The organism is Streptococcus sp. AM43-2AT (genome assembly GCF_003603405.1).
Lineage (GTDB): Bacteria > Bacillota > Bacilli > Lactobacillales > Streptococcaceae > Streptococcus > Streptococcus ilei.
The window spans coordinates 404,316-427,489 of sequence record NZ_QTND01000002.1; the positions used below are offsets into that span (position 1 = coordinate 404,316).

The 23,174-nt window shown below is 41.7% G+C and carries 11 protein-coding genes; all 11 read right to left on the bottom strand.

The window, feature by feature from the left end; all coding sequences use genetic code 11:
• Positions 1-148: 148 nt before the first annotated feature.
• Complete coding sequence (locus DW930_RS06595; protein WP_123159609.1) at positions 149-9,892, bottom strand: SspB-related isopeptide-forming adhesin; 9,744 nt, start codon at positions 9,890-9,892, stop codon at positions 149-151.
• A 436-nt stretch (positions 9,893-10,328) separates the two neighbouring features.
• The gene (locus DW930_RS06605; RefSeq protein ID WP_123159610.1) at positions 10,329-13,253 is read right to left on the bottom strand and encodes a YfhO family protein; all 2,925 of its coding nucleotides are present in this window, start codon (positions 13,251-13,253) and stop codon (positions 10,329-10,331) included.
• A gap of 20 nt (positions 13,254-13,273) precedes the next feature.
• A complete protein-coding gene (locus DW930_RS06610; RefSeq protein ID WP_023027325.1) occupies positions 13,274-14,233 on the bottom strand; it encodes a glycosyltransferase family 2 protein in 960 nt (319 codons plus the stop codon).
• 73 nt (positions 14,234-14,306) lie between these two features.
• Positions 14,307-15,836 (bottom strand): LPXTG cell wall anchor domain-containing protein, encoded by a 1,530-nt coding sequence (locus tag DW930_RS06615; protein WP_023027326.1) that lies wholly within the window; start codon positions 15,834-15,836, stop codon positions 14,307-14,309.
• A gap of 394 nt (positions 15,837-16,230) precedes the next feature.
• Positions 16,231-18,246, bottom strand: coding sequence for a DUF2079 domain-containing protein (locus tag DW930_RS06620; RefSeq protein ID WP_023027327.1), 2,016 nt, complete (start codon positions 18,244-18,246; stop codon positions 16,231-16,233).
• A 175-nt stretch (positions 18,247-18,421) separates the two neighbouring features.
• Positions 18,422-18,919, bottom strand: a complete 498-nt coding sequence (locus DW930_RS06625; RefSeq protein WP_023027328.1) for a carbonic anhydrase — start codon at positions 18,917-18,919, stop codon at positions 18,422-18,424.
• 146 nt (positions 18,920-19,065) lie between these two features.
• Complete coding sequence (locus tag DW930_RS06630) at positions 19,066-19,761, bottom strand: TIGR00266 family protein (RefSeq protein ID WP_023027329.1); 696 nt, start codon at positions 19,759-19,761, stop codon at positions 19,066-19,068.
• A gap of 81 nt (positions 19,762-19,842) precedes the next feature.
• A complete protein-coding gene (gene radA / locus DW930_RS06635) occupies positions 19,843-21,204 on the bottom strand; it encodes a DNA repair protein RadA (RefSeq protein ID WP_081698230.1) in 1,362 nt (453 codons plus the stop codon).
• Positions 21,205-21,217: 13 nt separating this feature from the next.
• Entirely contained in the window at positions 21,218-21,784 is a 567-nt protein-coding gene (locus DW930_RS06640) for a histidine phosphatase family protein (RefSeq protein WP_123159612.1), read from the bottom strand.
• Entirely contained in the window at positions 21,735-22,181 is a 447-nt protein-coding gene (locus DW930_RS06645) for a dUTP diphosphatase (protein WP_042361437.1), read from the bottom strand. The genes DW930_RS06640 and DW930_RS06645 overlap by 50 nt, the downstream gene beginning before the upstream one ends.
• Before the next feature lie 237 nt (positions 22,182-22,418).
• A complete protein-coding gene (locus DW930_RS06650) occupies positions 22,419-23,108 on the bottom strand; it encodes a gamma-glutamyl-gamma-aminobutyrate hydrolase family protein (RefSeq protein ID WP_123159613.1) in 690 nt (229 codons plus the stop codon).
• Positions 23,109-23,174: the final 66 nt, after the last annotated feature.

Here is a 23,174-nt window from a genome sequence, read left to right on the forward strand (position 1 = left end):
AAATATCCTCTATTGTATCATATTGCAAGACGTGATTTCAATGCTTTCAAGAAATAACAAAAAGGCCCCACTCCTTAGAGCGAGACCTCCTTGTGGAAAACTAAACCATTTACGATCCTAGCGGGAATCGTTAGTGTCTACCACTTGTTTAGTCTTCGTTTTTCTTGCGTCTTGCAAGACCAGCAAGTCCTACCAAACCAAGAGCAGCGCCTAACAATGCAGCAGAAGCTGATTGTTCTTCACCAGTAGAAGGAAGTTCTGGTGCTGGCGGTGTTACCGGTGGTGTTGGTGGTGTCACCGGTGGTGTTGGTGGTGTTACCGGTGGTGTTGGTGGTGTTACCGGTGGTGTTGGTGGTGTTACTGGTGGTTTCGGTGGAATTACCTTGTTATTGAACTCAGTATCTTTCGGTAATTGAGAAGTTGCTGTTAAGACTTTGCCTTCTTTAGTAACTGTTACTGTTACTGTAGCTACCATCTTATCGTATTCAACTCCTGCTTCAGTACCTTTAACCTCTTCCACAGTGTAAGTGTAAGTTTTAGTTTCTTCATCTCCACGTTTGAACTCTAATGCAGAGAACTTGATGTTTCCTGATGCATCGTTCTTAACTGTTTCGATAACTTTTCCATCTTTATCTTTAAGTACGAAGCTAAATTCACCTTCTTTTAGCTCACGTCCTTCAAGCTTCTTAGTGAAGTTAAATTCAACTTTAGTTGGGATGTTAACGACACGTTTTTCTGTTGGTTTCTCTGGTTTTTCAACAGATTTCTTAGTTGGATCGTATTGGTGAACAGTTTGTGAAGCAGTGTTTTCGATATCTACACCATCTTTAGCTGTTGCTTTGATAGTTGCAGGGATCTCAAACTTGTAGTAACGTCCGAATGCCAATTTAGCAGTGTCGATTACTGGAGTGTTTTCTGCATCTCCAAGTGACTTAGTCAAGTCTGTCTTAGAAGTTGCAGTGATCACACCATTTTCAACCTTGATATCAAATTTAGCTGTCACATCTTCTCCTGTTACAGAGTCGTATGCTTTAATATCTGCTACGTTGACGTCTAAGTTTTCGCTGTCATATTTATCTGTTACACCAACAGATTGAATATTGTGAGCTTCAGTCAACTTAGTTGTATCCAACCATACTTGGTAGTATACTTTATCACCCTTCTTAAGTGTCTTCGTATTGATATTTTGAGCTTCGTTGTTATCAACCTTATCGGCATATGGATCTTTATTAGTATCCGCTACCTTGTCTGCTAACTCTTTATCATCGTCAACAAGTTTGTCACCTGTAATATCGAATTTAGATTCATTCAGGATATACTTCTCTGGGTTGAATTCTGGAGTTTCTGGTGGAGTCACCTTGTTGTTGAACTCTTTATCAGCGATATCTCCTACAGTAGCTACAAGAACTTTAGCTGTTCCATCGTGTTTAACTGTGACTGTTACATTCGCTTTCATCGCATCATAAGTAACAGTTCCGTCAGTACCTTTCACTTCTTCAACTGTGAAGTTGTGAACTCCTGCTTGTTCTTTCTTGAATTCAAGTTTAGAGAACTTAACGTTACCATCTTTATCGTTGCTTACAGTTTCAACAACTTTACCTGTTGAATCTTTCAGTACGAAGCTGAATTCGTTAGCTTTCAATTCACGTCCTTCTAGACGTTTAGTGAAGTTGAATTCTACTTGTACTGGTACGCTGTTGACACGTTTTTCAGTTGGTTTGCTTGGTTTTTCAACCTTCTTAGTAGTTGGGTTGTAGTAGTTCACTACTTGAGCCGCAGTATTTTCGATGTCTACTCCACCTGCAACATCAGCTTTAACAGTTGCTGGGATCTCAAACTTGTAGTAACGTCCGAATTCGAATTTAGTTGTGTCAATGATTTGAGTGTTGTCTGCGTCGCCAAGTGACTTAGTGAAGCCAGCTTTAAGGGTTGCAGTAATCACACCATTGTTCACAACGATATCGAACTTATCTGTTACATCAGCACCAGTCTTACCGTCGTAGGCTTTAATAGTTGTAGCTTCAACATCAACTTTAGTCTCATCGTAGTCATCTGTGATTCCTACTGATTGGATGTTGTTCTTGTTAGCTGCATCAAATTTAGTTGTATCCAACCATACTTGGTAAACCAATTTATCTTTTGGTTTAACAGTCTTAGTATTGATATTCGCAGCTTCGTTGTTAGATGCATCGTCCGCATATGGGTTCGCATTTGTATCTGCGACCTTATCTGCCAACTCTTTATCATCATCTAATAATGAAGTTCCAGTTAAATCAAATTCTTTTTCGTTTAGAACGTATTTCTCTGGGTTGAACTCTGGAGTTTCTGGAGGAGTTACACGGTTGTTGAACTCTTTATCAGCGATTTCGCCAACAGTCGCTACAAGAACTTTAGCTGTTCCGTCGTGTGATACTGTAACTGTTACATTCGCTTTCATTGTATCGTATGTAACGGTTGCGTCGCTTCCTTTAACTTCTTCTACTGTGTAGTTGTGAACGCCTTCTTGTCCTTTCTTGAATTCAAGTGCTGAGAACTTAACGTTTCCTGCTGCATCGTTGCTTACAGTTTCAAGAGTCTTACCGGTTGAATCTTTAAGCACGAAGCTGAATTCGTTGGCTTGAAGTTCGCGTCCTTCCAACTTCTTAGTAAAGTTGAACTCAATTGAAACCGGTACGTTGTTTACACGTTTTTCAGTTGGTTTGCTTGGTTTTTCAACCTTCTTAGTTGTTGGGTTATAGTAGTTCACTACTTGAGCCGCAGTATTTTCGATATCTACACCAGCTGCCACATCAGCTTTCACTGTTGTTGGGATGTCGAACTTGTAGTAACGTCCAAATGCAAACTTAGTTGTGTCAATGATTTGAGTGTTTTCTGCGTCGCCAAGTGACTTAGTGAAGCCAGCTTTAAGAGTTGCAGTGATCACACCGTTGTCCACAGCGATATCGAATTTATCTGTTACATCATCACCTGTTACTGAGTCGTAAGCTTTGATCTTAGTAGAATCAAGATCCAACTTAGTTTCATCGTAGTCATCTGAGATTCCTACTGATTGGATGTTTTCTTTGTTAGTTTCAGAGAATTTAGTTGTATCCAACCAGACTTGGTAAACCAACTTGTCGCCACGTTTCACAGTCTTGGTGTTCAAGTTTTGTTTTTCGTTGTTAGATGCATCGTCTGCATATGGGTTCGCATTGGTATCTGCGTACTTGTCTGCCAATTCTTTGTCATCATCAACGAGTTTGTCACCTGTGATATCGAATTTCTCTTCAGAAACAACGTATTTCTCTGGTTGGAACTTAGGTTCTTCTGGAGGAGTTACACGGTTGTTGAACTCTTTATCAGCGATTTCGCCAACAGTAGCTACAAGAACTTTAGCTGTTCCATCGTGAGAAACAGTTACTGTTACATTCGCTTTCATGGTGTCGTATGTAACGGTTGCGTCTGTTCCAGCTACTTCTTCTACAGTGTAGTTGTGAACGCCTGCTTGTTCTTTCTTGAATTCGATAGCTGAGAACTTAACGTTTCCTGCCGCATCATTGCTTACTGTTTCAACAACTTTACCTGTTGAATCTTTAAGAACGAAGCTGAATTCGTTAGCTTTAAGCTCACGACCTTCCAAGCGCTTAGTGAAGTTGAATTCCACTTCAACTGGAACGTTGTTGACACGTTTTTCGGTTGGTTTGCTTGGTTTTTCAACTTTCTTAGTTGTTGGGTTGTAGTAGTTCACTACTTGAGCCGCAGTATTTTCGATATCTACACCACCAGGAACATCAGCTTTCACTGTTGTTGGGATGTCGAACTTGTAGTAACGTCCAAATTCAAATTTAGTTGTGTCAATAATTTGAGTGTTTTCTGCGTCTCCAAGTGACTTAGTGAAGCCTGCTTTAAGAGTTGCAGTAATCACACCGTTGTCCACAGCGATATCGAATTTATCGGTTACTTCTGCACCTGTTACTGAGTCGTAGGCTTTGATCTTAGTAGAATCAAGATCCAACTTAGTTTCATCGTAGTTATCAGAGATTCCTACGGATTGGATGTTGTCCTTGTTAGCTGCATCAAATTTAGTTGTATCCAACCAGACTTGGTAAACCAACTTGTCGCCACGTTTAACAGTCTTCGTATTGATGTTTTCTGCTTCGTTGTTGTTTATTTTATCAACATATGGATCAGTATTTGTTTCACCATATTTATCAGTCAACTCAGCATCATCATCAAGAAGTTTGTTATCAGTGATAGAGTATTTCTCTGTATTCAATACATACTTCTCTGGTTGGAACTTAGGTTCAGTTGGAGGTGTTACGGTATTGTTAAATTCTTTATCAGCAGCGTCTGTTACGTTAGCAACGATTGCTTTAGCTGTACCATCATGAGATACCACAACTTTCACAGTCGCAACCATTGGGTCGTAAGAAACAGTGCTATCAGTACCACGAACTTCTTCTACAGTGTAATTGTATGTCTTACCAAGATCATCACGTCCGAACTTAAGAGTCTTGAAGTTAATCTTACCAGACTCATCGTTCTTCACTGTTTCGACAACATTGCCATCTTTCTTAAGAACGAATGTGAATTCTTGATCTTGCAATTGACGACCTTCAAGAGATTTCGTGAATTTAAGATCAAGTGGAACTGGAACATTGTTTACACGTTTTTCAGTTGGTTTGTTTGGAGTTTCAACCTTCTTAGTAGTTGGATTGTAGTAGTTAACAACTTGAGCCGCAGTATTTTCAATATCTGCACCAGCCGCAACATCAGCTTTCACTGTTGTTGGGATGTCGAACTTGTAGTAACGTCCGAAGGCGAATTTAGTTGTGTCAATGATTTGAGTGTTTTCTGCGTCGCCAAGTGACTTAGTGAAGCCAGCTTTAAGGGTTGCAGTAATCACACCGTTGTTCACAGCGATATCGAATTTATCTGTTACTTCTGCACCTGTTACTGAATCGTAAGCTTTGATCTTAGTAGAATCAAGATCCAACTTAGCTTCATCGTAGTCATCCGAGATTCCAACTGATTGGATGTTGTCTTTGTTGTTTGCGTCAAATTTAGTTGTGTCCAACCATACTTGGTAAACCAATTTAGAACCGCGTTCAACAGTCTTGGTGTTCAAGTTTTGAGCTTCGTTATTTGATGCATCGTCCGCATATGGGTTCGCATTGGTATCTGCGTACTTATCTGCCAACTCAGCATCATCATCAAGAAGCTTGTTATCAGTGATAGAGTATTTCTCTGTATTCAATACATACTTCTCTGGTTGGAACTTAGGTTCAGTTGGAGGTGTTACACGGTTGTTAAACTCTTTATCAGCGATATCACCAACAGTAGCCACAAGAACTTTAGCTGTTCCGTCGTGAGAAACAGTTACTGTTACATTCGCTTTCATTGTATCGTATGTTACAGTTGTGTCTGTTCCTTTAACTTCTTCTACAGTGTAGTTGTGAACGCCCGCTTGTTCTTTCTTGAATTCGATAGCTGAGAACTTAACTTTACCATCGGCATCGTTCTTAACTGTTTCAACTTCTTTACCTGTTGAATCTTTAAGAACGAAGCTGAATTCGTTAGCTTTCAACTCACGGCCTTCCAAGCGTTTAGTGAAGTTGAATTCTACTGATACTGGTACACTGTTTACACGTTTTTCAGTTGGTTTGTTTGGTTTTTCAACAGTCTTGCTTACTGAGTTGTAGTAGTTTACTACTTGAGCCGCAGTGTTTTCGATATCTACTCCACCTGCAACATCTGCTTTAACTACTGCTGGAATATCAAACTTGTAGTAACGTCCAAATTCAAACTTAGTTGTATCAATGATTTGAGTATTTTCTGTATCACCCAATGACTTCGTGAAGCCAGCTTTAAGGGTTGCAGTCATCACACCATTTTCAACTTTAATATCGAATTTGTTTGTTACATCATTACCAGATACTGAATCGTATGCTTTGATCTTAGTTGAATCAACGTCAACCTTCGTTTCATCAAAGTCATCAGTGATTCCTACAGATTGAACGTTTTCTTTGTTGTTAGCTGAGAATTTAGTTGTATCCAACCATACTTGGTAGTACAGCTTATCTCCGCGGTTAACAGTCTTGGTATTGATGTTTTCTGCTTCATTGTTGTTTGTTTTATCAACATATGGATCAGTATTTGTTTCTCCATATTTATCAGTCAACTCAGCATCATCATCAAGAAGTTTGTTATCAGTGATAGAGTATTTAGCTGTATTCAACACATACTTCTCTGGTTGGAACTTAGGTTCTGTTGGAGGAGTTACTGTGTTGTTGAACTCTTTGTCAGCTGGTTCAGTTACGTTAGCAACCAATGCTTTAGCTGTACCGTCGTGAGATACTGTTACAGTCACTTCTGCTTTCATAGTATCGTATGTTACAGTTGTGTCTGTACCTTTCACCTCTGTTACAGAGTAAGTGTAAGTACCTTCTTGACCCTTCTTGTATTTAAGGGCAGTGACTTTTTCACCAGCTTTATTTGTGTACTCCACTGGAGAGAATTTAATCTTACCATCTGCATCGTTGGTTGCAGTCGCAATCACAACATTGTCGCTGTCTTTCAACTCAAATGTAAATTCGCCAGCTTTAAGTTCACGACCTTCCAAACGTTTTGTGAAGTTGAATTCTGCAGTGATTGGTACACTGTTCACACGTTTTTGAGTTGGTTTTTCTGGAGTTTCTACAGATTTGCTTACTGGGTTGTAAACGTGAACGATTTGGTTCGCTTTGTTTTCGATGTCTACTCCACCTGCTACTGAATCTTTAACAGTTGCTGGGATATCGAATTTGTAGTAACGACCAAATGCAAATTTAGTTGTGTCGATAACTTGAGTGTTATCAGCATCACCTAAAGATTTGTTCATAGAAGCTTTAGATGTAGCTGTAATGACTCCGTTAGCTACTGTAATATCAAATTTAGATGTTACATCAACTCCTGTTTCGCTGTCATAAGCCTTGATATCAGCACTGTTAACAGTCAATTTATCTGCATCGTATGTATCAGAGATACCTACAGATTGGATGTTGTTCTTGTCAGTGAAGTTCTTAGTATCCAACCATACTTGGTAAACTAATTTATCACCACGTTCAACAGTCTTGGTATTGATGTTTTCTGCTTCGTTGTTCTTGACTTGATCAGCATATGGATTTGCATTTGTTTCTGTGTACTCATCCTGAAGCTCATCGTCATCGTCCATTAATTTTGTACCTGTTAGGTCAAATTTTTCTTTGTTAAGTACAAATTTTTCTGGTTGGAACTCAGGTGTTTCCGGAGGAGTGATCTTGTTGTTGAACTCTTTATCCGCTGTTCCATCAGTAGCGTTACCATTCGCATCTACCCCACCTGTTGATGATACGTTGGTTACAGTTGTCAGAGTATGACCGTTCTTAGCAACTTCGACAGTAATCGTAGCTTTCATAGTATCATATACCATTCCAGCTTCTTTCGCTGCAGGGATCACTTCTTCTACAGTGTAAGTGTGAGATCCAACTTTAGAGTTGTCGAATGACAATTCTGTAAATGTTACAGTTCCGTCTGCTTTGTTCGTTACTGTTTCAACTTCTTGACCGTTTGCATCTTTAAGAACGAATTTGAATTCGCCGTCTTTCAGTTCACGTCCAGCTAATTTCTTAGTGAAGTCGAATTTAGTTTTAACTGGTGCTACAACGTAGTTGTTGAAGACTTTATCATCATCACTAGTTTTGAATCCACCTTCAGCACTATATTTAACTGCAGCTTCTAAATCACCTTTATTGTTCTCAGTTACAGTAACTGTCATAGTTACAGTCATTGCATCGTAATCAACGTTTGTATCAGAACCCTTTTGTTCAGTGATCTTGTATTTATAAGTACCAGTTTTCGTAAAGGTAAGTTTGCTGAATGTAGCTTTTCCGTCCTTATTAGTAACTGTTTCTTCATGTTTATCAGAACTGCTGCTATCTTCTGTTAACTTGAAAGTAAACTCGCCATCTGTTAAGACACGTCCTTCCAATTGTTTTTCAACTTCTGGAGTGACTTCAACTGGCTCTTGTTTGACATAGTAATAAACAGGTTGTTTATATGGTGTTAACGAGTTTGCTAAGTCAACTTTTATACCACTACCGTATATTCCACGTTCTAATTGTGCATTATCTATCTTGTATCCAATATTATCCCCTAAGAATGGTACAAATACAGCGTGATATGGTGGCATGTCAGAACCTTTATAGAAATCAAATTCAAGTTCCTTACCGTTTGGATAATTAGTTTTTGCTCCAGTTTTTGGATCAGTTACAGTATGCGGAATAGTGTTAAGAGGTGATTTTTTAACAACCAATTCCTGTGAATTCCAATCACCTGGTTTAATTGGCTTAGTCTCTGCTAGTAACATGTATCCATCTGTTTCTAATGTACCATCAGAACGTTTACTTTGTTGTTTTGGATCTAGTAAGTAAACACGAATAACTACTGAACCGTCTTCTCCAACTACTTCTTTAATACGTTTAATACCATAACGGTCCGCATCCATGAATTTAGTTCCAACTGTGTAAGGACGACTTACATAACCTGATTTATCATTTGCGTCAGCTGTTTGGTACAGTTTGTATCCGTCAAATTGACGTTCACCAGATGCTGTGAAACTTTGCCCTTCCATAGCTTTAGTAGTATATCTAGCTAAATCTACTTCATTACCATTTTCTTTATAATCTTGAACAGTTTTATCTGTTTTATTTGCATTAAATGTTGGGTTGTTTTTATCAACTACTTTATAGTAAGTTGTTTTATTAATTGCTTCTGGTATTTTAGCGTTTGAATCAGTAATTGTACGACCATTATATGCTGGTTCAACAACGTTTAGTATATCTGTTGTAGTACGAGCGTTATAAACCGCAGTATAAAGTGCTTGTTCTTCCGGTGTAAGTTTGTGCCCTGGTGCCACTAGATTTGTTATACTACTTCCAACTTCATAACCATTTTGAATAAACGGTTGAGCTACTTTACCTTTATCAGCAGCAGTTCCTGCTTTATAATCTACTTGGAAAGTTAATTGGCTGTTAGATGCTGCTGTTGTAGTAGTGAATTTTTGAACACCACTAGATGAAGTAATAGTTCTTGTTTCTACGACATTACCAGTCGTTTTATCGATCAATTCAACTGTTGTATCAGTAGATTCATCAAATCTCTTATAGGCACGCGCGTAATATTTTGTACCATAACGATTATTGAATTCTGTTAGATCCCAAACAGCATAAGTATACCAGTCGCCTTCTTTAGCAGCGTATCCTGACGGTACAGTTTGAGAGCTTACAGTTGCACCGTTTGGATTTGTCATGTCTGGAGTCGCAGTTTCACCATCTCTAAGGTAAGTTTCTACAGAAACTGGCGCGCTATTGTGGTCCGTAGCAGCACGACGACTACGTACGCGTGGTTTGTTGGATTCGTCTGTTGCTGGTTTTGCATCAGTCGCTGTTGGTTTTGCTGTAGCTGCATTTTCTGTTTCCAACAATTTAGCATGCTCTTCTAAAGAGATTCCTGCTTCAGCTGTTGCTGGTTTTGCAGTTTCTTCTGCTTTTGGAGTTGCTTCTACAGCTGGTTTTGCTTCAGGTGCGGCTGGTGTTTCAGTCGCAGCTTTTGCTTCAGCTGCTAAAGCAGAGTTTGAAAGATCCACTTTAAGTGCAGATGCTCCCTCACCATAAGTTTTACCAGGCGCTACAGTAGCATTATCTTGAGCCTCTTGAGACGACTCAGGTTGAACGCTTGCTGTCTCCTTGCTTGTGTCAGTAGGCGCACTAGCGTCATCCGCAGCTACTGTCGGAGCTCCGACAGCAAAAAGCGCTGTCCCTAGTAATACAGAACAAACGCCAACGCTATACTTTCGCAAAGAAAAGCGCTGACGTCTATTAAACATTTCCTTCATTTATTTGTATCTCCTTTTTCATATTTTTATTGTTTGATACATAACAAATGTTATCAAACTTGTTCATCTCCGTCAACTAATTATATCAAAGTTGTTACTTATCGTAAAACTTTCTGAATATTCAGACGAAGTTTCCCTCTATTTTTTAACATTTTTTTACTTTTTTTCCCATTTAGTCCATTTTTTTATTATTCATTTTTTTGACACATTTTCATCCTTTATATAGAAAGAGGCTGGGACAAAAGTCCTAGCCTCTCAATTGTCTTTGAAGTGTCGAGCAAGACGCAGTGGTTGAGTGGGCTCTACTACGCTGATTTCATCAGCTTTTACAGCCCTACTCAACTGTGCGGAGGTGGGACGACGAAATCGAATTCTAACGAATGACCGATTTCTGTCCCACTCTCTTTTTAAGAAATTTATTCCTCGTTGAGGAAACTTAAGCATGCTCCTCTTCCCATCTTTTTCTTATGATAAGGAGACTCACAACTGCGACAATAGACAATAGGGCACCGATCAAGCTGCCTCTGGTTTTGAAGACAAACTCGACCTTATGTTTCCCTTTGGTGATTGGGAAAGATAGGAAACTATTCCAGGCTCTTTCGGTCGTGACGGATTGACCGTCCACTTTCACCTGCCAGCCGGCACTGTATGGGATGGAGGTCATCATGACATCACTATCATCCGTAATGGTGACATTTCCCTCAATATGAGTATTGCTGAACTTGGTCACCTTCAGACCTTGTTGCTTGCGCTTCTCTAGCACTTCTTGGATCTGATCCAGCTCGGCCCGATAGACACCTGCCTGGCTCATGTCGATGGCATCCGTTCTAAAGCGGAACTCAATGACTGACTCTTGATTTTCAGTCATGTCCGTCAGCTGCCAGATTTGCCTTTGGGTAAAGGTCTTACTATTTGGCAACCATTTGTTGTTGACCAGGACAGAGTAATCTTGCTTGGGAATCAAGGATGCTGGTACAAAGAAGTAATAGGTATTGTTGGACTGAGGAATAACCTTATAACGGATAATGCCTTCCTTAGAAGAATCTGCCCGTCGATAGATGGCCTCTCCTGTGTCCTTGTTGACCTTTTCTTCTATTAAATTTTCCGTTTCAATCCCGGTAAAGGCTAAAGGTTTAAAATACTCGACATAATCCCCCGTATTCTTTTGATGGCCATCCATAGAGTTAAGGATAATGTTTTGGTTAGCAAAGGCATTGTTGGCCCCAAACTGAATGTTCTTCACGAGAGAATTCGTCCCATAGGCCAAAGGGAAAGAATGAGGGTTTTTATAGACGATAAAGCGATTGTCTTCATAAACAGTCTCTGTGTAGTAACGCCCCATGTCAAAGCGGTTGGTAAAGCGATAGAAATACATCTTTTCCGGATGAGCTTCCATCTCTTTTGGATCAAACTCCTTGGCATGCATATAATAGCGAACACCGTACAAGGCATCCGTCAGGGGCGTCCCATTGCTATACTCTGTGGCTGCATTGACCCCCAGATCTCCCATGTAAGCAAAGTGGTCCATGGTCGACCGTTCTAAGCTCGAGCTGAAGGTACTCAAGCCTGGATAAGAAACCAAGGATGGAACCGTTCGAGAATAAGCGAAATCAGTCGCAATCCGGTAGAACTTCTCATCTGCATCTGCCTGGACTTTATCCGTTACACGCTTGACCGAAACAGCAGCATCTGCAAATTTGTAGACACTGTCATAGCCCAAGGTCACCTGAGAGAGATAGGCATTGTAGCCCAGCTCAAAGAAGGTCAAGACAGATAATACCACGACTGACAAGCGGGTCCATTTTTTGTTCAAGACCAGAAGGACAAGCAGATATAGTAGAACTGTGATTCCGACTTGGGACAACAAATAGCCTGCTTTCAAGAGGATGAGGGCAAGGACAAGGAAGCCGGCCGTCCAGCCAATTCGAACAAGCTTTTCTTTCTGGCTCTTCTTGGACTTGTCCCAATAGCTGTAAAAGCCATAGGAGGCAACGACCAGGAACCCCAACAAATGAAGGGTGGTAAATCGGGTGATGTAACGGGAGACACCAGACGGTTGAAGCTTGGCAATGAAGCTATAGTTCTGCGAATAGACGTAGACAACTGCCAAGGCTAATACCAGACCAATCACTAGGTTGGCGATGCGTGAAAGCACAATTTTTTCTTTCATCGCTTGGTAGGCCAGAATGAGCATAAAGAAAGAGAATAGCCAAGAGAAGCGGAAAAAGAAACCAGCTGGATTTTGTCCCATATGCCAAATCTTGCTGACAAATTCATTGACAAAGGAAATAAAGAAGACGAAGGTGACCAGACCGGCAGCCCATTTCTTGACTGTGACAACTTTTTTCGACAAGAAATAGGATACAAAGCCTAGTAACCCCAAGGCTCCGATATAGATATTGGGGAGGTTTGGCCCCGCGGACCAGCCTGAGGTGTTATCAAAGCCACCCACAACTAGCTTGGCAAAAATATCCAAGGGATTTATTTGAAAGGCCAATGAGAAGGTCATCCCTCCTCCGACCTGACCCTTACTTTCGATAAGGTTGAAGAAGACCGGCAAGAGGATGACTGAGGCTAGTGCAATCCCGATAATCGAATAGATCACTGCCTGCAAGAGGGGGAGAGTCACGTTTCTTATTTTCTTCTTCCAATCTCCTTCGACCATCAGTCTTGGTGATACATAGTAGCAAGCATACAAGGCGATGAAAATGGAAATCATATAGCCCATATAAAATTGAAGCAAGACCGTCAAGCCTAAGGCAAAGGCATAGCGATAGGGAGCGCCTCCATCCAATAATTCTTCTAGGTAGACAATGACGATGGGAAGCATGATCATGGCATCGTAGAAAATGACATTCATCTGATAGGACACTAGCATCCCAGACAGGGCATAAGCCGTCGCAAAGAGGGGCACCAGCCACTTCCTAGACTCCAAGCCCTTATACCGCTTGACCAAGAGGAAGGCAAAGGCCATCCCAATAGCCCCATAACGGAGCCAAATGGTCAAGAAGACCGCAAACCCAAAGTACTTGAGGGGCGTCAAAATATAGATGATATTAAAAGGACTCATCAAATAGTAGCCGAGCACCCCTATCATATCTCCCCCCAGAGACTTGGTAAAGGAATAGCTCAAACTAGATAAATCTCCGGAGAGCACGGCATGTTTCAACAAGCCAAAGAAGCTGATGTATTGTTGACCAAAATCAACAGCCATCAAGCTTTTGTCTCCAAATGGAAAAGTCCCCATAAAAGCCCAAACGACCAGCATGATAGCCATTGGGAGCATGGCACTAAAAGCATACAGCAAGCCCTTGGGATTTCTCTTCCAAAGCTCTTGCCAAGGCTTGGTCCAAACAAACATTCTTCTATCTCCTATCTTCCTTATCCGATACTATCTTCTTTCGCCTTCTCAATATTGGTGTCTTCAATAATGAAGTGAGGGCGACGCTTCACTTCGTAATAAATCTTCCCGATATATTCTCCAAGAATTCCGATAAAGATCAGCTGCACTCCACTAAAGAGAATGATGGCCGCAATGGTGGTGAAATACCCACTCACATAATTCCCCGGAGCAAAGATATACTTCATCAACTCAAAAGCCAAGTAAAGAATAGCCAAGCCCAGACAGATAAAGCCAAACTGGATACAAACCCGAAGGGGACGGTCATTAAAAGAAATAATCCCTTGTATGGCATAGTTCATGGATTTCTTAAAGCCAAACTTACTCTTTCCAGCCTTGCGAAGTTCATTTTTATAAGGGATGACTTTCTCCTTGAAACCAATCCATTCATACAAACCTTTATTAAATCGATTGTATTCTGGCATGGAAACAAAAGCGTTGATAGCTTTGCGACTGAGAAGTCTGAGCTCAGATTTCCCATCCGTCAAATGGACATCCATCGAGCGGTTGGATAGGAAGTAAAAGAGACGAGCAAAACTGCTCCCCACAAAGGACTCACCATCACGAGTCCGCTGGCCACTGACGATATCGTAGCCTTCCTTGTAAGCCTCTAGAAAGAGAGGTATGAGATAGGGCGGATGTTGCAAATCACCATCCATGACCATGACCGCATCTCCCGTCGCATACTTAAAACCAGCCAAGATGCCGCTCTCCCGGCCAAAGTTTCGACTAAAGCGAATATATTTGACCCGATTATTGTCTCTGGCAATTCCTGCAATCAGCTCAAAGGTCCTGTCATTGCTCCCATCATCAATATAAAGGATTTCATAATCCGAAAGATCTTTCCCAAGCATGTCTTCCAACTGGGCCGAAATAGCTGCATGCGTCTGAGCTAGTACTAATTCCTCATTGAGTAGTGTAATGAGTATTGATAATTTCATCCTTTTTCTCCATCTATCGTTCTCCCAAAAAAGAGAGAGCTTTCGCTCTCTCCATCATACGGAAACTCTTTGTTTATTTATTAGAAATTTTACGTTTTAACACGATCGCACCGATGAGGACAATGACTCCTGAAATTACAAGACCAGTTGCCACGACTTCACCTGTACTTGGAAGAAGTTTCTTACGACCTCCACCCGTACCGCCGCCTGGCGCTGGCTCAGTCGTGTCACCAGTAGTTGACCCACCTGGAGTCGTTGTAGTGGTTGTTGGTCGTCTTTCACCAGTCGTAGTGGTTGGTTCCTCAGTTGTCGTGGTTGACGTAGTGGTTGGTCCCTCAGTTGTCGTTGTGGTTGAGGTGGTTGTTGAATCCTCTGTTGTCGTTGTGGTCGACGTTGTTGAAGGCTCCTCGGTTGTCGTGGTTGACGTTGTTGAAGGCTCCTCAGTCATCGTGGTTGACGTGGTCGTTGGTGCCACAGTTGTCGTGGTCGACGTTGTTGAAGGCTCCTCAGTTGTCGTAGTTGACGTTGTTGAAGGCTCCTCGGTTGTTGTCGTTGTAGTGGTTGTGCTTGTTGTGGTAGTTGTCGTTGTAGTGGTTGTTCGATCCCCACTACCGCTACCTGAAGCAGTTTCCAAACGTGTCAAGGCGTTGACTGAGCGAGACTTTTCAAAGTTGCTAGCTGACCATTCTAGGACATTAGCTACTTTGCTTCCTTCAGGAAGCTCTGACTTCAACTCTGTTGTGTACTCAATGTACATAGCCCAGTTCCAGTTATCCCCAAAATTAATCGTGAATCCTGTGATGCCACCATCAGCATTTCGTGTAAATTCAGCTTTATTGCTAAAGTTATCAATTGGATCCAATTTAAGAAGAGCCGCCTCATTCGGAATCTTCTCTGGTTGAGTCGCATAACGAACTGCACGGAAGGAACTTTCTACCAAGACTTGTCCGCTGTCGCTGAAGTCATCCTTGATGACCATGTTGTTCAACTTGTCTTGAACCGCATTCAAGACAATACGCCATTTTATCCGCTTAGGATTTTCTGGATCTTGGTAACCATACTTCATTTCATAGTCACCAGCTTCACCATCGTCCTTGTTGTAGTTCAATGTGAAGTCAGTGCTACCAAATGTAAAGTAGTAAGTTCCCGTCTTTGGCAAGTTCGCTGCATTTGGACGAACATTGTACCTCAAGGTCATTACCTTATCTTTGTAATTCTCAGAGAAATAGTTTGTAAAAGTAATGGTCACCTTTTGCGTACTTGGATCGGTCACTGCATTGGCAATTACTTCACCATTTTCGTGTACAATTGGAAACTCTAGCTTGGTCACCAGGCCTAGTTCTTTTGGAAGATCTAGAACCAATGTGTCACCAGCATTGATCTGCTGTGAGTCAGGGAAACTAATCTCGTTTGTCGCCTCCATCGTTTGACCAGTAGTGATCTTCGTGTCGGCAGTTAACGGTTGGTTATCAACCTTAATTTCAGTTTTTATCGTATAACTGGTTACTTCAGTCGCAAAGACTGTCGTAAAAACTGTCAAGGATAAAACTAAAAGACTCATAAATGCTAAAACTCGCTTCACGCGTGCTTTTGTGGTCTGCATATTATGCTCCTTTATAAATTATTTGATTATTATTGTAACATATCTGTTTATAAATGCAAGATTTTTTAATTATTTTTCACTAATTGTTCAGTTTTTTGTCAATCCGATTTTACAGGAGAGTCAAAGCCTCTCAAACACCGAAACAAAGCCCATCGACAGCCTTTCAATTCACAACGAAAACCATCTTGATCTTCATCTTTTTCATTAAATTTTCACAAGCTTTTCCTAGTTTTTTCAGATGTTGCTTTCATCGCTCCGAGAATAAAAGTAAGCAACCTATATAAAAAGGCAGTAGCTACTATGTACTACTGCCTCTATAATTGTTCATTATGAAAAAATATCGCACAGCATATGTTTATTGCTTCTGATCAAATAGACAAGGTAGCCACCTTTTTTACTTCGCCTTCTCTAAAATATAAACATGAGCGGACGAATACTGACTCTCCCGGTATCCTAAAGCTTCATAACTCGCTAATAATTGATTGTATTCTTCGTTTTGATCCTTTTGAGATTGAGGGATCACAATATAATCAATTGTTGGATCCGCCTTCTTATCATTGTGATAGAAAATATCATAGAGTTTTTTATGACCTCTAAGTGATGGTGTATAGGCTCCCTCAGCTAAGACTGAAGCATCCTTTGGCAAACTTCCTAAAGTCTTTTGGATTTCATCAAACATGTCTTTATTTTGACGGTAATAGCCGATATTAAAGGACCAATTATTAGTAAAGTGGTGTAGAAGACTACCAGAAAAAATAATTCCTACTATCACGATAGCTACCGCTATTTTTTCCTGTAGGATGTTAGTTTCCTTAAGATCCTCTAATGCTAGAAGCGTCATGATGAAAACTAAAGCACCACTTCCATAGCTATATTGGAAACCAATATCATACTGATAGGGCCAATTAGGCAGTAGGTTAATCACTATCAGTGGAAGCACAAGAAAATAAGTCGACCAACGCCGTTGGAGTAGTCCTAAGAAACATAACGGAGCAAACATTAAGAATAAATACCCTAATCTTTTGGCAGTCAGTAGCGTACTAATGACATAGCCTGGATGGAAGAATAGATTCTTAATCACCATTAACATCCCGCTTTCCCCATTGAGCAAGAATCCGTCATACCGTGAAACCATTCCTCCCTCACCATAGGCACTCAAAAGGTACATGGCAAAAACGAAATAGACTATTGGCAAGACAATCTCTGTAAAGAAAAGCCATCTTTTTGTCTGTTTGGATAAATCAAATCGTTTTTGAAAAAGGAAGAACAAACCCATACTAAGTACATAGATAAAGGCATCTTCTTTCACGAACAATAGTAACATGGTCGCTAGTAGAATCTTCCATTTTTGTTCCGAAATAATAAAATAGAATACCCAAAACACTAATGGGACTAAAAAGCAATTTTCATGCAGATGAAATCCCCCTGCCGTTGTCATCACTGGCAACAACACAAACCATAAGACGGCCAAGGTATTTGTGAGATTAGAAAACTTTAATTTACGAAGGATTAATCTCAATGGGATAATCCCCGAAAAGACTACGAGCAACTGTAAAACTTCTAAAGTCTCTACATATGGGAAGAGCTTATAGAATGGCAACATTACATAAAAGATCGGTGAAATATGGACAGAAAAATGAGAGAGTACTCTATCTCTTTCCAAGGTCGTTATCGGAGTCAAATCGTGATTCATCCGTTCAAACATTTGAGAAAAGATCCCAATATCAAACGATGACAACTCATTCGTCTTCACTTTGTAAACCACTACAACAGAAAGATAAAGGACGTAAACTAGAACTAGCGAAAACACGATTATTTGAACTATTTTTTTATGTCGCTCTAAATAGTTAAAGATTGGAAATTTGAGATAGAGGATCATAAACACAATTGAGATAATGGAGGCAATAACAACTGGCCAGATGATTGAAAGAAATCGGGTACTGGAAAGATCAACAGCATGGAAGCCAAGTACTTGATCTTGAAAATTCGAGCTTCCCAAGGTTAGTAAACGCGGTATGGCTAGCAAGATGACCGATAAATACAAATAGGAAGACTTTTCTTCATTAAACATCCCTCCTATAAACAAAATCAGAGCTAAAAGAATTAAACCCAACGATAAAAAGAAGGACATACTCTTATAAATAGCTACGAGGAGAGTCACACAAGAAAGAATCATCGTGATACTACCTATATCTGAGTTCGTCAACTTGTCATGTAAACAAATTAAGGCACCTCCCACAATAAAAAAGATTCCCATTTTTAATACGGACAAGGGGGCGAGTGTCAAAAACAGATCCTGTGAGGTCGCACTCAACAAGTCTACCAATAACATTGTCAAATAGGCACTGATACCGCACATGATAGCATAATCCGTTTTCGAAAACAAATCGCTAAAAACTTTTTTCATCATAAAATTCCTCCAAATGATATTTTATCATAATTTTATACTTCAAACCTAGTTTGGACTAATATTTTTGTAACCTCTCTAACCATTTGATGCCTTATGTTTTCAACCCCTATCAATTTTCAGTTTCGTATTTGCATACAAAAACCGTTAGCCAAAAAGCTAACGGTATAAGTTTAAGTCAATCTATCACCTCAGTGATCAATCCTGTATCGACATCATAGACAGCTCCTGAGATAATGACGTCGTCTGGAATCAGTGGCGATGCTTTTAAGAGAGCAACATCCTCCCGGACGCTCTCGTAGATATCTTGAAAGGGTAGGAAGTCTTGGTCTCCAACATCAACTCCCAGTTCCTTCTTCAGATGCTGACGGAAGCCTTCATTCTCAAAGGTTTGTGCTCCACAGTCTGTGTGGTGCAAGACCACGATTTCTCGAGTCCCCATCTGTTGCTGTGAGATGACCAAGGAACGAATCATGTCCTCTGTCACGCGCCCACCTGCATTCCGCAAAATATGGGCATCTCCCAAAGCAAGCCCCAGTGCTGGTGCCACGTGAAGACGAGAGTCCATACAGGTCACAATGGCCACTTGCGTTTTCGGTTTGATCGGAAGATGGAGGTCTCCGTGCAATTCAACATAGGCTTGATTGGCTTTTAAAAAATTCTCAAAATAGGACATTAGGAACTTCCTTTCTGGTTGGTAAAATAGTTTGAACACCAAATTATTTACACTCTATCTTACCATCTTTTTCCCAGATTGTCAGTTGTCAGCCTACATGAAAAAGGAGAGCAAAAGCAAACCGACTTCTACACTCCTTTCTTATCTTATGATCGTCTTGGTAAATAACGATTCAGCAAGCCAGCAAAGGTCTGAAGGTTGAGACTTTGAACATAGACCTCACCAGTCCCTCTAAAGGTATTGACAACACCTTCACCCGTTCCGATGGATTGCCAGAAACCATTTTCCAAATGGATATTGTAATCCAAAGACTGGCTCCAAGCAACGACATGGGCATTATCGATGGTGATTTCTTGATTGTTTAGCTCAATTTTTTTAATTGAGCCGTAGGCATTCACCAAGAGGGTCCCTTGACCTTGGGTCGTCATGACGAAGAATCCACCCTGACCACCAAAGAGAGCCTTACCAATCGATTGGGTTTCCATTGTATAGAAAGCTGAACCATCCAGTGCAAGGAAGGCACCATCGTTCAATCGATACTGCTTTTCGCCCAAGTAGAGTGGCACCACCTGACCTGGTGAGTCGGGTGCTAATGCTAGGTAAGCATTATTAGACTGGGCAAATACCTGAGTGATAAAGGTACTTTCACCCGAAACCATTGACCGTCCAACTGCTTTCACAAAGCGTCCCACACCAGAGCCACTCGCATTTAATTTGGTGTTGAGGGTCACATTAGGCGTATGGTAGACCATACTCCCCCGTTGAATATAGACAGTTTCACCTTGATTGAGAGACAGCTCGACCAAAGGGAACTGCACATTGTTATCTGTAAAAAATTGCAAAATAAGTACCCCCTATGTTTAGTAAGTATAGAAAAAGTATAGCACAGGAAAAACCTTTTTGCAAACGATTCCAAGATCTAGTTAAGAAAAGACTTTTTTCAAAACTTCCCCTACCGTGGAGACTGCTATTACTTGAATACCGTCTGGGATCGCGATCCCTTGGAGAGAATTTTTAGGTGCATAAATCTTAGTGAAACCAAGTTTCGCCGCTTCATTGATCCGTTGCTCGATCCGAGTCACTCGGCGAATCTCGCCAGTCAAGCCAATCTCACCGATAAAGGCCTCTTGCGGATTGGTTGGAAGCTCCTTGTAGCTGGAAGCAATAGCCACCGCTACAGATAGGTCAATGGCTGGTTCGTCCAGTTTGACACCACCGGCCGACTTGAGATAGGCATCCTGATTTTGAAGAAGGAGCCCGCAACGTTTCTCTAACACAGCCATAATGAGGCTGACCCGATTAAAGTCAAGACCCGTTGTCGTCCGCTTGGCATTTCCAAATACAGTCGGTGTCACCAAGGCCTGAACTTCCGCCAAGATTGGTCTGCTTCCTTCCATGGTGACGACAATGGCAGAGCCAGTCGCCCCATCCAGGCGTTCTTCTAGAAAGACCTGACTGGGATTAAGGACCTCAACCAGGCCGCCTGACTGCATCTCGAAAATCCCAATCTCATTGGTGGAGCCAAAGCGGTTCTTGACCGCTCTCAGGATCCGGAAGGTGTGGTGGCGTTCACCCTCAAAGTAGAGCACCGTATCCACCATGTGTTCCAACATCCGAGGTCCTGCCAAGGTCCCTTCCTTGGTCACATGCCCTACGATAAAGATGGCAATGTTATTAGTCTTAGCCAGCTGCATGAGTTCAGCTGTCACCTCACGCACCTGAGAAACAGACCCCTGCACCCCTGAGATCTCAGGAGACATAATGGTCTGAATAGAGTCAATGATGAGGAAGTTAGGCTGGATGCGCTCCACTTCTGCTCGCACGCTTTGCATATTGGTCTCGGCATAAAGATAAAACTCACTGTCGATATCTCCCAAGCGCTCTGCTCGCAGTTTAATCTGCTGGGCTGATTCCTCTCCGCTGACATAGAGTACCGTTCCCACTTGAGACAACTGGGTCGACACTTGGAGGAGCAGGGTTGATTTCCCGATCCCTGGATCCCCACCGATGAGGACTAGACTTCCTGGCACCACTCCTCCTCCAAGCACACGGTTGAATTCCTCCATCTCCGTCTTGGTCCGGTGAACATTGATAGAGGTCACGTCCGCCAATTTCATGGGTTTGGTCTTTTCACCCGTCAAGGATACCCGTGCATTCTTGACCTCTGCAACCTCGACCTCCTCAACAAAAGAAGACCAGGCCCCACAGTTAGGACAGCGCCCTAGGTATTTGGGTGAATTATAAGCACAATTTTGACACACAAATGTCGTTTTTTTCTTTGCGATGATAAACCTCTTTCTAAATCTCTATCTCACACTCAATCACTTGGCAAAAATCAATGGTTTCATTCGGTACAAATTGACGCATGAGCATGCGATGGGTAACCACTACAATCTTCTGATAGTCTCGGTACTTGGCCAACGATTCAATAAAGCGAACTCTCATATCCTCAGCGGTTTCATATTGTATCGGGCTATCCGGAAGGAGCTTCCCATTATTTTCTAGAAACAGAGTCCGAGCTGTTTCAAAATTCTTTCTTCCACTTTCGTAGACCTGCCATTCGTGCAATAAGGGTTCCACTTTCAAAGGTAGGCCCGTAGCACAAGCCAGATAAGAAGCCGTTTCTAAAGCTCGCGTTACTGCTGAAGCTACTAGCAGATCAGCTGATTGGAACAAGGGGTTTTGGCAAAGGTCCTGAGCCTGTTTCCTTCCCTTCTCAGATAAGGGAGCTAAATCCATTCCAAATCCGGAATAAGCACGCTCCTCTAACACACGATAATCTGGCTCCCCGTGACGGACAAAGATAATCTTCATCTTAGTGCCCAGTTGATCCAAAGCCACCAGTCCGCACGCCGTCTGCCTCATCTCCATCTGCAATTAAGAAAGGAGCAAAGACAGCCTGAACTACACGTTCCCCAACTTCAAGAACGACTTCTTGGTCCGTAATATTTTTCATCTGTGCAAAGATATGGCCTTCATTTCCTGGATTGCCGTAGTAGTCTCCATCGATAACCCCAACAGAGTTAATCAAGACCAATCCCTTCTTGCGAGGATTAGACGAGCGGTCATAGAGATAGAGCACCTCAGTCGGTTGCATATAGGCCTTGACCCCAGTTGGGACGAGGACGATTTCTCCTGGTGCAATGACTGTGCGCTCGGCCACCTTTAAGTCGTAGCCAGCTGCGTGGGCTGTCTCCCGTTTTGGAAGCAAGTCCTGATTGGTATAGGTTGATACAAGTTCAAATCCACGAATTTTTGTCATCATAATTCCTCTTTCATTCTAAATAGTTTCTATCTCTTCTATTATACCATCACTTTGGCCTAGCGTCTCCCCTATACTACTATTCGTATTTTTCCTGACAAACACACAAAAGCCCCCTCAGACGAGGAGACTTTTGCAGGAGATTATATGAAAAAAGTAAACTGTATCAAACAAAGTTAGGAGGTCTTTGTTGATGAGACTAGTTTACCTCTTTCTCCTTAAAAAATCCTAAAGAGTTTACAATTCTTGTAAAAGATAGCGGAAGAGTTCGAGATTGCCTTTTTCTTCTTTGACTAGGAACTCTGGATGCCATTGCAAGCCGATGATGCGATGCCCATCCACTGCTTCGATGGCTTCAATGGTCTGATCTCGTGGGTCAATGGCTGTCACTCGAAAGTTAGGCGCCAAGTCCTTGATGCTTTGGCGATGAACAGAATTGATCTGGCTGGCTTGCCCAAAGAGTCGCTCCACCACACTGCCTTTTTTGGTCTCAATTGAATGAGAAGTCCCAAAAGGGAGGCCCTGCCAGTGCCCTTCTACTTCTTGATGGAGAGTCCCACCAAAGGCAACATTGACCAACTGAACGCCACGACAGATAGCTAGGACGGGCTTGTTTTGACGGACCGCTTCTTTTAGCAAGGCCAATTCAAACTGATCGCGCTCGAGATTGTAGTCATCACTTTCGACGGTGATCTCTTCGCCATAAAAGCTAGGATGGACATTTTGCCCTCCACTGAGGATGAGCTTGTCCACTGTTTCGATATAATCCTTGGCAAAAGATGGGTCTCCCACTGGGATGACCATAGGAAGGCCACCTACTTGCTTAATGGTTTCCGCAAATTTACAAGATACAGACGAATGGATATTTTTCCCATCTGGATCCACTGCACATAGATTGGCAGAGACTCCAACAATCGTTCTACACATGGCCTTCCCTCCTTTGATATTTCTATTCCCTATTTTATCATCCCACCCTTAGAGCGTCTAATATGT